This window comes from Amycolatopsis sp. NPDC049253, assembly GCF_040678995.1.
Taxonomy (GTDB): domain Bacteria; phylum Actinomycetota; class Actinomycetes; order Mycobacteriales; family Pseudonocardiaceae; genus Amycolatopsis.
In genome coordinates this window covers 113,097-128,130 of the sequence record NZ_JBFAQX010000004.1, presented here as the reverse complement: position 1 = coordinate 128,130, position 15,034 = coordinate 113,097, and the positions used below count along the sequence as shown (strand labels likewise).

14 protein-coding genes are annotated in these 15,034 nt (G+C 72.1%); 7 read left to right on the top strand and 7 right to left on the bottom strand.

Going from position 1 to position 15,034, the window contains the following annotated elements; translation table 11 throughout:
- On the bottom strand, positions 1–486 hold the full coding sequence (locus tag AB0K15_RS11120) for a hypothetical protein (RefSeq protein ID WP_364048250.1): 486 nt from the start codon (positions 484–486) through the stop codon (positions 1–3).
- Between the two features lie 54 nt (positions 487–540).
- Between AB0K15_RS11120 and AB0K15_RS11115 the strand changes: the two genes are divergently transcribed.
- Entirely contained in the window at positions 541–1,293 is a 753-nt protein-coding gene (locus AB0K15_RS11115; protein WP_364048248.1) for an FHA domain-containing protein, read from the top strand.
- 46 nt (positions 1,294–1,339) lie between these two features.
- On the opposite strand, the gene AB0K15_RS11110 is transcribed toward AB0K15_RS11115, so the two are convergent.
- A complete protein-coding gene (locus AB0K15_RS11110; RefSeq protein ID WP_364048246.1) occupies positions 1,340–1,705 on the bottom strand; it encodes a YrdB family protein in 366 nt (121 codons plus the stop codon).
- Between the two features lie 64 nt (positions 1,706–1,769).
- Positions 1,770–2,882 (bottom strand): hypothetical protein, encoded by a 1,113-nt coding sequence (locus tag AB0K15_RS11105; protein ID WP_364048244.1) that lies wholly within the window; start codon positions 2,880–2,882, stop codon positions 1,770–1,772.
- A 181-nt stretch (positions 2,883–3,063) separates the two neighbouring features.
- Between AB0K15_RS11105 and AB0K15_RS11100 the strand changes: the two genes are divergently transcribed.
- The 6 genes from AB0K15_RS11100 (at position 3,064) to AB0K15_RS11075 (ending at position 10,069) form a co-directional block, all read left to right on the top strand.
- Complete coding sequence (locus tag AB0K15_RS11100) at positions 3,064–3,996, top strand: MurR/RpiR family transcriptional regulator (protein ID WP_364048242.1); 933 nt, start codon at positions 3,064–3,066, stop codon at positions 3,994–3,996.
- Positions 3,997–4,110: 114 nt separating this feature from the next.
- Positions 4,111–4,887 carry a hypothetical protein gene (locus tag AB0K15_RS11095; protein WP_364048240.1) on the top strand — a complete coding sequence of 259 codons (777 nt, stop codon included), beginning with the start codon at positions 4,111–4,113 and terminating at the stop codon, positions 4,885–4,887.
- A gap of 639 nt (positions 4,888–5,526) precedes the next feature.
- Positions 5,527–6,819 carry a sugar ABC transporter substrate-binding protein gene (locus AB0K15_RS11090; RefSeq protein ID WP_364048238.1) on the top strand — a complete coding sequence of 431 codons (1,293 nt, stop codon included), beginning with the start codon at positions 5,527–5,529 and terminating at the stop codon, positions 6,817–6,819.
- The gene (locus tag AB0K15_RS11085) at positions 6,816–7,802 is read left to right on the top strand and encodes a sugar ABC transporter permease (RefSeq protein WP_364048236.1); all 987 of its coding nucleotides are present in this window, start codon (positions 6,816–6,818) and stop codon (positions 7,800–7,802) included. The genes AB0K15_RS11090 and AB0K15_RS11085 overlap by 4 nt, the downstream gene beginning before the upstream one ends.
- A complete protein-coding gene (locus AB0K15_RS11080; protein WP_364048234.1) occupies positions 7,799–8,629 on the top strand; it encodes a carbohydrate ABC transporter permease in 831 nt (276 codons plus the stop codon). Before AB0K15_RS11085 ends, AB0K15_RS11080 begins: the two co-directional genes overlap by 4 nt.
- Before the next feature lie 3 nt (positions 8,630–8,632).
- Positions 8,633–10,069, top strand: coding sequence for a glycoside hydrolase family 3 N-terminal domain-containing protein (locus AB0K15_RS11075; RefSeq protein WP_364048232.1), 1,437 nt, complete (start codon positions 8,633–8,635; stop codon positions 10,067–10,069).
- 49 nt (positions 10,070–10,118) lie between these two features.
- Here AB0K15_RS11075 and AB0K15_RS11070 read toward each other — a convergent pair whose 3' ends face one another.
- The 4 genes from AB0K15_RS11070 to AB0K15_RS11055 all read right to left on the bottom strand — a co-directional run bounded on the left by AB0K15_RS11070 (position 10,119) and on the right by AB0K15_RS11055 (position 15,024).
- Positions 10,119–11,123: an alcohol dehydrogenase catalytic domain-containing protein gene (locus AB0K15_RS11070; RefSeq protein WP_364048230.1), complete on the bottom strand. Its 1,005-nt coding sequence runs from the start codon at positions 11,121–11,123 to the stop codon at positions 10,119–10,121.
- Between the two features lie 77 nt (positions 11,124–11,200).
- The gene (locus AB0K15_RS11065; RefSeq protein WP_364048228.1) at positions 11,201–12,037 is read right to left on the bottom strand and encodes an oxidoreductase; all 837 of its coding nucleotides are present in this window, start codon (positions 12,035–12,037) and stop codon (positions 11,201–11,203) included.
- Between the two features lie 249 nt (positions 12,038–12,286).
- Positions 12,287–12,568 (bottom strand): hypothetical protein, encoded by a 282-nt coding sequence (locus AB0K15_RS11060; RefSeq protein WP_364048226.1) that lies wholly within the window; start codon positions 12,566–12,568, stop codon positions 12,287–12,289.
- 11 nt (positions 12,569–12,579) lie between these two features.
- Positions 12,580–15,024, bottom strand: coding sequence for an FAD-dependent oxidoreductase (locus AB0K15_RS11055; protein WP_364048224.1), 2,445 nt, complete (start codon positions 15,022–15,024; stop codon positions 12,580–12,582).
- Between the last annotated feature and the right edge of the window lie 10 nt (positions 15,025–15,034).

Sequence of the window (15,034 nt, the reverse complement as noted above, 5' to 3'; positions counted from 1 at the left end):
TCAGCCCTGCACGGTCCCGCCGACGGACGCGCTGCCGCTGATGTGCGAGCCCGGCGAGCCCGCGCTGCCCGCACCCGTGTGGGCGCCTTCCTTGCCGTCGACGATCGAGAACATGTCGACGCTGCCCTTCGTGCCGCCCGCGTAGGAGATCTCCAGCGTCCACTGGTGCGGTTCGCCGTCAGCCGGCACCGTCAGCGACTGGCGCCACGGCAGCGTCACCGCGCCGGTCTGCTTCGTCTCGCCGTCGAGCGTGTACTTGATCTGCGTCAGCTTGCCCTCGCCCGTCGCGTTGAGCACCAGGGTGTGGGGTTCGCGGTCGGGCACCGACGTCGAGGGCGGGGCGACCGAGGAGGAAGAGACGGGCGCGGACGGCGCCGGCGCCGGCGCCACGGGGGCCGGGTCGCTCCCGCACGCGGAGAGAGCGGCGAGCAGAGCCGCGGCAGCCACGGCGGCGGCGGCCGCCCGGGCAGTGGTGCGAAGATCCATGCGCGCACCGTACCGGCCTGCGACGGGACCGGTCCCGATTCGAGAGGACCCGAGGTGACCTCCTTCCCCGCCGACGACCCCGCGGCCGAGACACCCGGTGCCCTCGTGGTCCGCGGCCTGGCGGGCACGGCCGTGGTGCTGCCCGCCGAATACGCGCGGCTGCCGTTCGGGCGCCGCCCCGGGCCGGACGGCGTCGCGGTCGGCGAGGACGACCCGCGGGTGAGCCGCGAGCACGGCGCGCTGACCTACCGGCGGGGCTGGTGGCTGCTGAGCAACTCCGGACACACGCCGATCGAGTTCTCCCCCACGCGGCTGCTGCACTCCGACGACGAGCCCGAACCGCTGCCGGCGGGCTTCACCACGCTGCTCGTGGTCGGCTCGGGCGGGCGCAAGCACCCGCTCGAAGTCCGCGTGAACGCGCCCGGCCACCACCGGCCGATGCCGGTCACCGGCCCGACGCTGCCCGGCCGGCAGTGGGACCTCACGGCCACCCAGCGGCTCGTGCTCACGGTGCTGGGCCAGCAGTACCTGCGGCGGGAGGTCCAGCCGCAGCCCATGAGCCGCGGCCACGTCGCCGAGATCATGGGCGCGCTCGAGCCGGGCGGTGAGTGGGACGTGAAGAAGGTCGACCGCGTGATCGCGGCTGTGCGCGAACGGCTCTCGGGTCAGGGCGTGCGCGGGCTCATGCGCACGGAAGTGCCGGAGCCGATCGGGAACTCGCTCAACCACAACCTGCTCACGGAGCTGGCGATCACCACGAACTCGCTGACCCGCGCCGATCTGGACGTCCTCGACCGCCTCGACTAGCGCTTTCGCCAGGGCTTCGGGCTGGGGCTTCGGGCCGGGCTTCCGGCTAGGAATCCTTGGCGAAGACCCGCACCGCGACCGCCGTCGCCACGCCGGCCACCGCGAGCACGATCCCGACGATCAGCAGCCCGGACGCCGCCAGCGCCACGGCCGCCGCCGCGAACAACGCGAACTCCAGGACGAACCGCGTCGGCTCCGGCGCGCGCCGCGGCGCCTTGGGGGCCACCACGAGCGCCCAGATCACCCCGGCCGGCACCGGCCACAGCACCCCGCCGACGACGTCCAGCAGCACGCTCCCACCCAGCCGCGCCCCCGCGACCGCGAGACCCGCCAGCAGGGCCAGCTCCGTGCAGAACCGCACGACGAGCACGAACCCGGGCAACCCCCGCAAAGCCGGACGAGTGGTGGTCATGCCCGGCAGCGTAGCGACCGGCCGCGCTCACCCGGCCGAGCTCCCCCGCCGCAGTCTCGGGAGATCACCCGGCCGGCTCGGTCTCCAGCCACGCCACCACGCGCGCCCGCGACGGGTTCGCCGGGTCGATCACCTCGAAGTGGCCCGCGCCCGCGACGTCGACGGACTCCTGCGCGTACGGACTGCGGGCCTGGGCCGCGGGGATGATCTCGTCCGCGTCGCCGTGGACGGCCAGCAGGGGGATGTCCCTGCCGGCCGGAGTGGCCAGCGCGTAGCGGTCCGGGACGGTGGCCGGGGTGCCGCCGAGGCGGGCGGGGACCAGACCGTCGCCGGCGAGCGCCGCGACGGCCGGCCCGAACGCAGGGTCCGCCTCGACGGGGGCGCCGGCCGGGGCGGGCAGGCTCGGGTCGGCCAATTCGCGGCCCAGCCGAGCCTCGGCCGCCCCGCGCAGGTCCAGGACGCCGGCGAGCGACACGACGGCGGCGGGAGTGATCCCGGGGCTCGCGCCCGGCGCGCCGGCCGATCGCCCGCCGGCCCACGCCGCGAGCGGCCGCCGGCGGAGTGGCCGACGAGGACCACGCGCGAGACGTCGAGGGCCGGGTCGAGAGCGGCGGCGGCGTCCACGGCTTGTGCGAAGTCGGTGAACGTGCCCGGCCAGCCGCCCGCGGGGTTCGCCGAGGCGTGGGTACTCGACGTTCCCCACCGCGTACCCGCGCGCGACGAGGTCGCGGCGAGACGGGTCATCTGGCGGCGGTCGTACAGCGCCGTCCGGAACCCGCCGTGGGCGAGCACCACCACCGGGAACGGGCCGGCCCCTCGGGCAGGTACAGCTCCCCACCTGCGACGGCGAAGGCCCGTACGCAATGGTCCGGACCCTCGCGCCCGCCGGGTCGTCGTAGCGGACGCACCGCTCTGAGCTCACCAGGATGTCGAGCGTGGCGAAGAACGCGGCGATCTCCGGGTGGTTCGCACCCTTCGCGCGCGAGGCGTCCCACGCCGAGTCGTCGGTCCGCTCGACGAAGTCCAGCCACGTGTCCTCCGCCACCCGCACCAGGCGCGCCGACACGAACCCGCGCCGGTCCCGGCGGAACGCCTCAACCATGCCGGGGCGGGCGTCCGGCATCGCCCGGATCCGCTCGGGACGGATCGTGAAGGTCGTCAGCTCGATCACCGACATCGTCGGCTCCCCGGATCGAATGAGTCACTAATACTGACCACCTTGGCCCTTGGCCGTCGCATTCCCGGCGGGCGGCCCGCGCCGCGGATCACACGGGCGCGCCATACCGTCCACTGTGGTCCCGCACACGACGGCACCGCGGACCACTACGATGCAGACGAGCCGACAGGAGAGTGATCCGATGCCCGACGACGCCAACCCCGCCGACGGCGGCGACTCGCTCACCGAGCGGATCACCGGCCGCCTCGCCGGGATGTCGCGGGCCGAGCGCGCCGTCGCCGAGTACCTGCGCCACCACGCGCGCGAGGCGATCTTCGCCACCGCCGAGCAGATCGGCTCGGCCACGGGCACGAGCGACGCCACCGTGGTCCGCACCGCCAAGACACTCGGCTACAGCGGCCTGGCCGACATGCGCCAGCACCTCGCCCGGCAGGTGGTCACCGAGACCAGCCCGTCGATCGAGCTGCGTCAGCGCCAGATCGGCGAGCCCACCGGCGAGCCCACGACCGTGCTCGCGCGCGTGTTCACCGAGGCGACGGAGCGGCTGGCCGAGACCTGGCGCCTCGTCTCCGAGGAAGACTTCGAGAGGGCCGTGGACCTGCTCGCCGGCGCGCGCGAAGTGCTGGCCTTCGGCATCGGGCCGTCGAGCTTCCTCGCCGGGTACGTCGCGCTGCGCCTGGGCCGGATGGGCCGCCGTGCCCGAGCCAGCGGCGCCACCGGGTTCCGCCTCGCCGACGATCTGCTCGGCCTCGGCGAGGGCGACGTCGTGGTGCTGTTCCTGCCGAGCCGGCTGCTCGGCGACATCGAGGTGCTGCTCGACCGCACCCGCGAGGTCGGCGCCCGCACGCTGCTGATCACCGACTCGCTCGCGCCCGTGTTCGGCGACCGCGTGGCCGTCGCGCTGCAGGCCACGCACTCCCCCAGCAACTTCACCGGCGAGATGCTCAGCGCCGAGGTGCTGGCCGACGCGCTGCTGCTCGGGCTGGCCTCGCGCGACGAGGACCACGCCAACCAGACCTCGGAGCTGCTCACCACGTTGCGCTCGCGGCTGATCCAGGGCGACAGCCGCGACTACGTGCCGCGGCGCAAGTCGGGCAACCCCCGCAAGGGCTGACCGCACGCCCGGAATGTCCGGGGTTCACGGCCGCCGCGAACGCATTTGTACGGCGCGTGTATCGGCTCGGGCGAACCTGGTTCCCACACCCACTGGGGATCAGGAGGACCGAGGATGAGAATCGCGAAACGCACGCTGGGCCTGGTCGCGTTCGCCGCGGCGCTGACGCTGTCGGGCATCGCGCCGGCGCTGGCCGCCGACGCGAGCGGCACCGTGCACACCGACTCCGGCGCGCCGCTCACCGTGCGTTCGGCGCCCGGCACCGGCGCGAGCTCCGTCGGCACCATCGCCGACGGCACCGCCGTGGTCATCGACTGCCAGACCACCGGCGACACCGTGACCGGCAAGTACGGCACCAGCAACATCTGGGACCACGTCGCCGCGAGCGGCGGCTACATCACCGACACCTACGTCTACACCGGTTCCGACGGCCGCATCGCCCCCGACTGCACCGACGTGCCGCCGCCCCCGCAGGCCACCTGCTCCACCTCGGGTCTCGGTGACGCGAAGACCTGCGCGCAGGCCGTGGCCTACGCCAAGACCCGCGTGCACACCACCAACATCGCGTCCTACGACGGCTGGTGCGACCGCATCAACGCCCAGAACTACGGGTTCTCCGCCAGCGGTTCCGAGACCGCGTACGTGCACTGGACCCAGATTCCCGCGCAGTACAAGCACGCCGGCGACCAGAACGTGCCGGCCGGCGGCCTCGCCTTCTTCTCCAACGGCGGCGCGGGCCACACCATGATCTCGATCGGCGGCGGCCAGTTCCTGTCGAACGACATCCACGGCGCGGGCACCTACACGCAGACCACGATCTCGGAGATCAAGAGCAAGTGGGGCCAGACCTACCTCGGCTGGTCGCAGCCGTGGTTCAAGGTCAACCACTGACCCGTCCCGCAGTCGACGATCCAGCACCGAACGGTCCGGCGCTCGACGATCCGGCGCTGATCGGTCCATCGCCGACCGCGAGACCCTGACCCGCTCGGGGAGCGCACCACGGCCCCGCCCGGCACTCGCCGGGCGGGGCCTTTCCGTGCGCCGCCCCTTGAGCAGCACTCGTTTTCGCGGTGTCCCGGCCAGCGGGAGCCACCCGGGGCGTCGCCCGCCCGAACCGTGATCACGCGCTTGCGTACCCTTGCGGGGGCGATGTCCGATCTCGGCCAGGTCCGAGTCCCGCCGATTTCCCGCCGTCCGCCCGCAAGGCGGACCAGGCCGTACCACTGGACCGTGTCGCGCCCTCTCTCGCGGACAGTTCCTGTCCTCGTCCCGGACTCCGGCGAGGTCTTCACGAACAACCGCCACGGCGAGACAAACCCTGCCTGGTAAAGGTTTTCCACCGCGCCACCTGCACTTTTGCGCCGCGCGCCGGTAACCACCCGGACACGTAGCGTCAATCTCGCCGTCGCGTTTACAACGTCTTGGCAACCGGCTTGACACCAGCTGTGGTCCGGACCACTCTGCTCAACATTGGTCTACACCATTTGTCACTCGACCGGCCTGGGGGCCGGACACCGAAAGGACAGACAAGTGAAGCGCTGGCTCAAACTGGCGGCGGGTGCCGCCGCCCTCACCCTCGCGACAGCCGGGTGTGCCGGTTCGGGCGGCGGTGACACCGCGACCGGCTCGGGTGGTTCGGACGGTGGCACGCTCACGGTGTGGCTCATGGACGGCTCCGCGCCGGACAGCCTCACGGGCGCCCTCAACAAGGAGTTCGAGGCGGCGCACGCCGGGGTCAAGGTCAACTACCAGATCCAGCCGTGGAACGGCATCCAGCAGAAGCTGACCACCGCACTCGCGAGCGACACCCCGCCCGACGTGATCGAGGTCGGCAACACCCAGACCCCGGCGTTCGCCTCCGACGAGGTCCTCACCGACCTGTCCGCCGATGTCAACAGCTTCAACGGCTCGCAGTGGCTGACCGGGCTCAAGGCCTCGGGCGAGTTCGAGGGCAAGACCTACGGCGTGCCGTTCTACGCCGCCAACCGCGAGGTCCTCTACCGCAAGGACATGTTCGAGCAGGCCGGCATCACCGCGCCGCCGACCTCGGACGCGGAGTGGCTCGACGACATCGCCAAGCTGAAGGCGAAGTTCGGCAGCGACAAGGACTTCCAGGCCCTCTACCTGCCGGGTCAGTACTGGTACACCCTGCTGTCGTTCATCTGGGACAACGGCGGTGACGTCGCCAAGGCCGAAGGCAAGGGCTTCAAGTCGACGCTGGACTCCGCCGGCTCGAAGGCAGGTCTCGAGTTCTACAAGCAGCTCGTGGACGCCTCCGGCACCACCGCGCCGAAGGACAACGACGAGGCCACCCCGCAGCAGGCCGGCATCTACGGCGGCGGCAAGGTCGCGATGTTCATCGGCACGCCGGGCGAGGTCGCCACCGCCGCGAAGACCGACCCGAGCATCGCCGACAAGACCGGCGCGTTCCCGATCCCGAGCAAGACCGCCGGCCAGACGGCCCCGGTGTTCCTCGGCGGCTCGAACCTGGTGATCCCGCTCAACAGCAAGCACGCGGACCTCGCCAAGGAGTACCTGAAGCTGCTCACCAGCACCAAGTACATGAGCCAGATGGCCGCCGCCGGCTACGTGCCGGGCACCTCCACCGACACCAGCGCGCTGGACAAGGACCCGCTCGGCGGCGTGATGGCGAAGGCCTCGAAGAACGGCCGCGCGGTGCCGACCAGCCCGAAGTGGGGCGAGGTCGAGTCCGGCCAGAACCCGCTGAAGGACATGCTGACGGCGTACCTCACCGGGAAGAAGTCGATCGACCAGGCCACGGCTGACGCCAACGCCGCCCTCGACAAGATCATCGGCGGATGACCGCCACCAAAGTCGTGCCGATGCCGGCGGGGGCCACCCCGCCGGCATCGGCACGCGCCACTCCGGAGAAACCGCGGCGCCGGACCGGGATCGGCGAGCGGATGATGCCGTACCTGCTGCTCCTGCCCGCCCTCGTGGCCGTGCTGGTGCTGCTCGGCTGGCCCACGATCCAAATGCTGGGCATCAGCCTGCGCAAGCTCGACCTGCACGAGCTCGTGACCGGCAAGGCCGTGTGGATCGGGTTCGACAACTACACCGAGGAGCTGACCGATCCGGAGTTCTGGTCGGTCGCCGTGCGCACGGTCGTGTTCACCGCGCTGCTGGTGGCGGCCACGCTGCTGGTCGCGCTGGTCATCGCGGTGCTCATGCGCCATCTCAACCCGGTGGTCCGGATCATCCTGCAGATCTCGCTCGTGCTCGCGTGGGCCGTGCCCGTGATCGCGACGACCACGGTGTTCCAGTGGATCTTCGACCAGCAGTACGGAATCCTCAACAAAACACTGGACCGGCTGGGGTTCCACTCGTTCATCGGCTACTCGTGGTTCTCCACCGGCGCGAGCACCCTCGCGGTGATCGGGTTGCTGGTGCTGTGGCAGGCCGTGCCGTTCGTGGCGTTCACCCTGTACGCCGGCCTGCTGGGCGTGCCGCGGGAGCAGTACGAGGCCGCGGGCATCGACGGCGCCGGGCCGTGGCAGACGTTCCGCGCGGTCAGCTGGCCCGCGATCCGGCCGATCCTGACGATGGTCACGTTCCTGTCGGTGCTGTGGGACTTCAACATGTTCGGGCAGGTCTGGGCGATCCGCCAGGGCGGGCCCGACGGCGCGAGCACGACGCTCGCGATCCTGCAGTACCTCAAGGGCATCGCGGGCAGCCACTTCGGTTCGGCCGCCGCGATCGCCACCATCATGCTGGTGCTCCTGCTGCTGGTCACCGGGCGGTACGTGCAGCTGCTGGTTCGTTCGAAGGACGGTGAGCTCGCGTGAGGAAGTCCCTGACCCAGCGGGTCACGCTCTCGGTGGTCGGCGTGCTCGTTGCGCTGCTGTTCTTCTTCCCGACGTACTGGATGTTCACCACGTCGCTGAAGACCCCGGGCGAGGTGCTCTCACCCAAATACGACCTGTTCCCGACTTCGGCGACGCTGGCGAACTTCGCGTCGGCGCTCACCAAGCCGGGGTTCGTGACCTACCTGAGCAACAGCCTCATCGTCACGCTCGGGGCCGTGCTCGCGGCGCTGGTCGTCGGTGTGCTGGCGGCGATCCCGCTCGCGCGGTTCCGCTTCAAGGGGCGCAAGGGATTCCTGCTGCTGATCCTGGTCGCGCAGCTGGCGCCGCTCTCGGCGCTGTTCATCCCGATGTACCTGCTGATGCGCGACCTCGGGCTGCTCAACACGCTGCCCTCGCTGCTGCTGGTGTACTTCGCGACGTCGCTGCCCTTCACCGTCTGGATGCTCTACGGGTTCATCAACGGCATCCCGTACGACCTCGAAGAGGCCGCGATGATCGACGGCTGCAGCCGAGCGGGCGCGTTCCGCCGCGTGACGCTGCCGCTGCTGGGCCCGGGTCTGGTCACCACGTCGGTGTTCAGCTTCATCACCGCGTGGAACGAGTTCCTGTTCGCGCTGGTGTTCATGCAGGACAAGCCGAAACAGACGCTGCCGGTGTGGCTCTCGTCGTTCAAGACCGCGTTCTCCGTCGACTGGGGAGGCATCATGGCGGCGTCGGTGGTGTACGCGATCCCGGCGCTGATCTTCTTCCTGATCGTGCAGCGCAAGCTGGTGTCCGGCCTGACGGCCGGCGCGGTGAAGGGGTGAGCGATGTCTGATCCTCGGGCGTGGGCGGAAGCGGTGCTGCTGCCCGGTTTCGCGGGCACGACGGCGCCGGACTGGTTGCGGCGCCGCCTGGGCCAGGGCCTCGGTGGCGTGATCCTGTTCGGGCGCAACGTGGTCGACGACAAGCAGGTGGCGGCGCTGACCTCGGCGCTGCGGGCCGAACGCGACGACGTGGTGGTCGGCATCGACGAGGAGGGCGGCGACGTCACCCGCCTCGACGTCAACACCGGCTCGTTCGTGCCCGGCCCGCTGGCGCTGGGCGCGGCCGACGACCCGGAGCTCACCACGGCGGTCGCGGCGGCGCTCGGCGAGCGGCTGGCCGCGTGCGGGGTGACGGTGAACCTGGCGCCGTGCGCGGATCTGACCCTCGCGGCCGAGGACCCGATCATCGGCGTGCGGGCGTTCGGCTCGGATCCGGCGAAGGCGTCGCCGCACGTCGCCGCGTTCGTGACGGGCCTGCAGAAGTACGGCGTGGCCGCGTGCGCGAAGCACTTCCCCGGCCACGGTGCGGCGACGGAGGATTCGCACGTGGCGCTGCCCGTGCTGCCGCGAACGGTCGAGGAACTGCGGGAGATCGAGCTCGTGCCGTTCGCCGCGGCGATCTCGGCGGGCGTGCGGTCGGTCATGTCGGGCCACCTCGTGGTGCGGGCATGGGGCGACGAGCCCGCGACGCTCAACCACGTCGCGCTCACCGACGTGCTGCGCGGCGAGCTGGGCTTCGACGGTGCGGTGATCACCGACGCGCTCGAGATGGGCGCGGTGTCGGGCTCCTACGGCCGGCACGACGGGCTCGGCAGCGCGGCGGTGCGCGCGTTGGCCGCGGGCGCGGACGCGTTGTGCATCGGCGGGGCGGCGTTCGAAGCGGACACGTTGGACGCCATCACGTCGGCCATCGTGGCCGCGGTTTCGGACGGGACGCTGCCGGCGGAACGGCTCGCGGACGCGGCGGCCCGGACGGCGGCGCTGGGCACCTCGCCGACGCCGGCCGAACCGCAGCCGGTGGACTACGCGCTGGGCCTCTCGGCGGCTCGCGCGGCCCTGCGGATCCAGGGGTCGCCACGGCTGGCCGGTGCGCCGCTGGTCGTCGACGTGAGCACCGACCCGACGATCGCGGCCGGGCCGATGCCGTGGGGCCTGGGTCCGCACCTGGCGGAGCTGGTGTCCGGCACCCGGGCGCTGACCGTGTCCCCGGGTGACGCCGCGCTGGTGCGCGCGGAGGCTCGGGGCTTTTCCAGCGTGGTCGTGGTGACGCGCGAGGCGCACCGGCACCCGGCGGTGCTCGCGTTCCTAGCGGAACTGTCCGATGTGGACTACATTCGCGTCGAGACGGGCGTGCCCGGGCCTTCGGGCACGGGGCCGCGGATCGACACGTTCAGCGGCTCGTACGTGAGCCTGCGCGCGGCCGCGGAGTACCTCGCCTGACCCCGGTCCGTGGGCGCGGTCCCCCCGACCCGTGCCCACGGACCGGCCTTCACGTCCGGTTGGGGTCGACGAGGATCTTCGGTCCCGCTCCCGGCGGGCGGCGCCCGGCGAAGACGTCGGCGACCTCACCGAGCCCGACCGTCGCCGCGACGATCGGCCGCGGGTCGACGTCCCCGTCGGCGTAGCGGTCGACGGCCGCCTCGAGGCCGGGCGACGCGCTGAGGATCCCGACGGCGGTCACGTCCTTGAGGGCCAGCTGCCGCGTGTCGATCCCGCTCGGCTCACCGGCGAGTCCGATGTAGACGATCCGGCCCGACGGCTCCACGAGCTCCAGCGCGGCCGCCGGGACGGCCGGGTCGCCGGTGGCGTCCACGACGGCGTCCACCGGCGGAGCGGGCGGCTCGGCAGCCGCGGAGAAGCCCAGCCCGCGCGCGAAGGCGATCGAGCCGGCCGTGGCGCCGACCAGGTGGACCTCGGCGCCGGCCGCGCGCAGGAACATCGCGGTGAGCAGCCCGATCGTGCCCGGCCCGTAGACCGCGACCCGCATGCCGTCCTTCTCACCCAACGCGGCCCGCGCCGCCCGCAGCGCGTTCCCGCCCGGCTCGACCAGCGCGCCCGCCGTCGCGTCGAGGTGCGGGGGCAGCTCGTGCAGCGACGTGACCGGCACCGCGATCTTCTCCGCCAGCGCCCCGGCCCGCCCGCCGCGGATCCCGACTTCCTGCCGGTCCGCGCACACGTGCTGGTGCCCGTTGCGGCACCGCCGGCAGTGCCCGCACCCGAGCATCGTGTCGCCGACGACCCGCCGCCCCACCCACGCGGGGTGCACGCCCTCGCCCGTCTCGACCACGGTCCCGCACCACTCGTGCCCGATCCGCATCGGATAGCGCGCCTGGCCATCGGCGAGGTAGTGCATCTCGCCCGTGAAGAACTCGAAGTCCGTCCCGCACACGCCGGCGCGCTCCACGGCCACCACGACCTCGCCCATCGCCGCGACCGGCTCCGGCACCTCGGCCACCCCGGCCTCACCGGGCCCGGTGATGACGAAGGCCCTCACCGGTTCCGCCCGGCACGTCGACTCATGCGCCCGATGCTAGTGCTCCGCACCGCCCCGGCGAGCCCTCGGCGACGACTTCACTCCCCCGGAGGGAAATCCGCCGAGCGGCTCACGTCGGCCCACTTCTCGGCCTCGGCCGCGCGTTCGGCCGAGGATCGGGCGGCCAGGTCCACCGCGCCGGCGCCCAGCAGGAGGCGGCGGGGCGGGTCGGCGTGGTCGACGACGTCGACGATGATCTTGGCGGCGCGGGCGGGGTCGCCGGGCCAGGTGGCGGAGTCGGTGCGGCGGCGGTTCATCGCGCCGACCGTCTCGTCGTAGTCGGGGCTGACCGGGTCGACGCGCATGGACGAGCCGGCCCAGTCGGTGCGGAACGCGCCGGGCTCGATGATGAGGACCTTGACGCCGAACGGCGCGACCTCGTTGGCCAGCACCTCCGAGAAGCCCTCGACCGCGAACTTCGCGGCCTGGTACGCGCCCATGCCGGGCGAGCCGCCGACGCGGCCGCCGACGGAGGAGAACTGCACGAGGTGGCCCGAGCGCTGGGCGCGCAGGATCGGCAGGGCCGCCTTGGTGACGTTGACGACGCCGTAGAAGTTCGCGTCCACCTGGGCGCGGAAGTCGTCGTCGGGCATTTCTTCGATGGGCGCGGAGTTGGCGTAGCCGGCGTTGTTCACCACGACGTCGAGCGAGCCGAACGCGTCCACCGCCGCCTGCACGGCCGCGCGGGCGGCCGCCGGGTCGGTGACGTCGAGGGCGACGGCGCGCAAGCGGTCGCCGTACTGAGCGACCAGGTCGTCGAGCTGTTCGGGCCGGCGAGCGGTCGCGACGAGCCGGTCGCCGTGGTCGAGGACTGCTTTCGCCAGCTCGCGCCCGAAGCCGCGGGAGCTGCCGGTGATGAGCCAGGTCTTGGACATGAGTGCCTTCCGGGAGTTCGTGCCTACGTCTCCATCAGATACCGATCCCGGACGTCCGTCAACCAACCAGTTGGTTAGTTGGGCCACTCCGCACCGCCTCCGTGGTTCGCTCCGCCCGCGAGACGAGCTCGTCCACCTCCCCGAGCACCGGCACCGGACCCGTCCGGCTCTCGATCGCCACCCGCGCGATCACCACGGCCGAGCGCACCGCCTCCGTCGCGCCCGCCACGTCGAGCAGAGCCGCGCCGCTCACCTCGGGCAGCCGCCGTCGGCCACCGCCGGCACGGAGGCCGCCGCGGTGATCACATCCGCCGGTGGCCACCAGGCCTCGAGGTCCGGCGTCCGCACCGCGAACGCGTCCTGCTCGGCCAGCCACAGCCCGTGCGTCCAGCCGCCGCCCGCACCGTCGCCGGTGCGCGCCGGCTGCGCCGCGGCCAGCGCGAGGGCCGCGGCGGTCCCGCCGGCCGGCGCCGCGGCTCCGAGCGGCGTCGCCAGGGATTTCACCAGCTCACTCATGATCTGATCCCGCATGAACATCCACCTCAGCGTCGAATGCGTTCCATGCCCGGGTCGACCAGCGGCTCCGCGGCCACCGTCGCCGCGACCCGCCGCCCGAAGTACTCGATCTCGACCGCGTCCCCGATGCCGACGGTCCCCGGCAGCCACGCATACGCGATCGGCCGCCCGACCGTGTAGCCGTACGCCGCGCTGGTCACGTAACCCGACGCCGCGCCGTCGACGAATACCGGTTCCTTGCCCAGCACCACCGTCCGCCCGTCGTCGACGGTCAGGCACCGCAACCGCCGCTCCGCCGTCTCCTCCGACCGGCCCTCGATCGCCTCCCGCCCGGCGAACGGACCTTTCGCCGGGCGAACGGCGAACCCAACCCCGGCCTCGTACGGATCGTGCTCGGTGGTCATGTCCGTGCCCCACAGCCGGTAGCCCTTCTCCAGCCGCAGGCTGTTGAACGCCGCCCGCCCGGCCGCGATCACGCCGAGCGACCGCCCCGCCGTCCACAATGCGTCCCACAGCCGCAGGCCGTTGTCCGCCGACGTGTAGATCTCCCAGCCGAGCTCGCCCACATAGGACAGTCGCATAGCCGTCACCGGCACCCCGGCGATCCGCGCCGGACGCGTCCGGAAGTACTTCAGCCCCGCGAGCGAGAAGTCCTCCGCCGACAACGGCTGCACCAGGTCCCGCGCGAGCGGTCCCCACACGCCAACGCAGCACGTGCCCCCGGTGATGTCCCGGACCCGGACCCCGTCCGGCACCAGCGAGTTCAGGTAGGCCACATCGATGTTCCCGTTGATCCCCACCTGGAACACCGAAGGCTCCAGCCGCGCCACCGTGACATCACTGCGCACCCCACCGGCGTCGTCGAGCATCAGCGTGTAGGTCACCGACCCCACGGACTTGTCGAGCTGGTTCGTCGTCAGCCCCTGCAGGAACTCCAGCGCACCCGGCCCGCTCACCTCCACGCGCTTGAGCGGGGTCATGTCGTACAGCGCCACCCCGTTGCGCGTGTGCCACGCCTCCGCCGCCACGATCGACGAGTGGAACTGCCCGGCCCACGCGTCGCGCGCCGGCGGCAGGTACTCGTGCGGCAGGCGTTTCACCAGCGGCGCGTTGGCCTCGAACCAGTGCGGCCGTTCCCAGCCGCCCGCCTCCAGGAACACCGCGCCCAGCTCGCGCTGCCGGACGTGGAACGGGCTCACCCGCAGATCGCGCGGCGAAAGCTTGGGCTGCAACGGGTGCAGCACGTCGTAGATCTCCACGAAGTTCTGCTGCGAGGTCTCGCTCACGTACTCCGGCGCGAGCTGCACCTCCTCGAACCGGTGCACGTCCACCTCGTGCAGATCCGTCTCGGAACGACCGTGCACGAGCAGCTCGGCCACGGCCTTCGCGATGCCGGCCGAGTGCGTCACCCACACCGCCTCGGCGATCCAGAACCCGCGCACGTGCTGCGACTCCCCCACCAGCGAACCGCCGTCGGGCGTGAAGGAGAAGATGCCGTTGAAGCCCTCCTCGACCTTCGTCCGGCCGAGTGCGGGCAGCAGCAGCTTGCTCTCCTCCCACGACGGCGCGAAGTCCTCGTCGGTGAACGGCAGCATCGAAGGCATCGACGACTCCGTCACCTCACCGTCCACGCCGGTGGGTTCGACGGGCATCGGCCGGTGGGCGTACGAGCCGATGCCGAGGCGGTCCACGTGCTCGCGGAAGTACAGGTCCTGGTCCTGGTGACGCAGGATCGGCAGGCTCGCCTCGCTCGTCTCGGTGTTGCGCCCCACCAGTTCCGCGACCTGACCGGTCTTCGCGTACTGGTGCGCGAGCGGGAGCAGCGGCACGTCCATCCCCGCCAGCGCACCGAGCTCGCGGCCCCAGAACCCGGCGCACGACACCACGACGTCCGCCGCGAACTCGCCCTGGTCCGTCTCGACGCCGGTCACCCGGCCGCCGGCCTGCTTGAGACCGGTCACCTTGGTCGACCCCACGAACCGCGCGCCCCGCGACTCGGCGCGGCGGGCCAGCGCGACGACCGCGCGCGAGGCTTTCGCCAGCCCGTCGGTCGGCACGTACAGCGCGCCGTGAATCCGCGAGCCGTCGAGCAGGGGCCAGCGCCGCACGCACTCGTCGACGTCGATGAGGTGCGCCTCGACGCCCCACGACGTGGCCCAGCCGTGCTTGCGGTGCAGGTCCTGCCACCGCGCCGGCGTGCTCGCCACCTCCATGCCGCCGACCTGGTTGAAGCAGGGCAGCCCGTCGACCTCCAGGCCGCCGAACTTCTCCACGGTGTATCGCGCGAACTCCGTCATCGTCTTCGACGGGTTGGTCTGGAACACGAGACCCGGCGCGTGCGAGGTCGAGCCGCCGGTGAGTGGCAGCGGCCCCTGGTCGAGCACGGTCACGTCGGTCCAGCCGCGCGCGGTGAGCTCGTCGGCGAGGTTGGCGCCCACGATGCCGGCGCCGATGATCACGACTCGGGACATGAGAAGAACA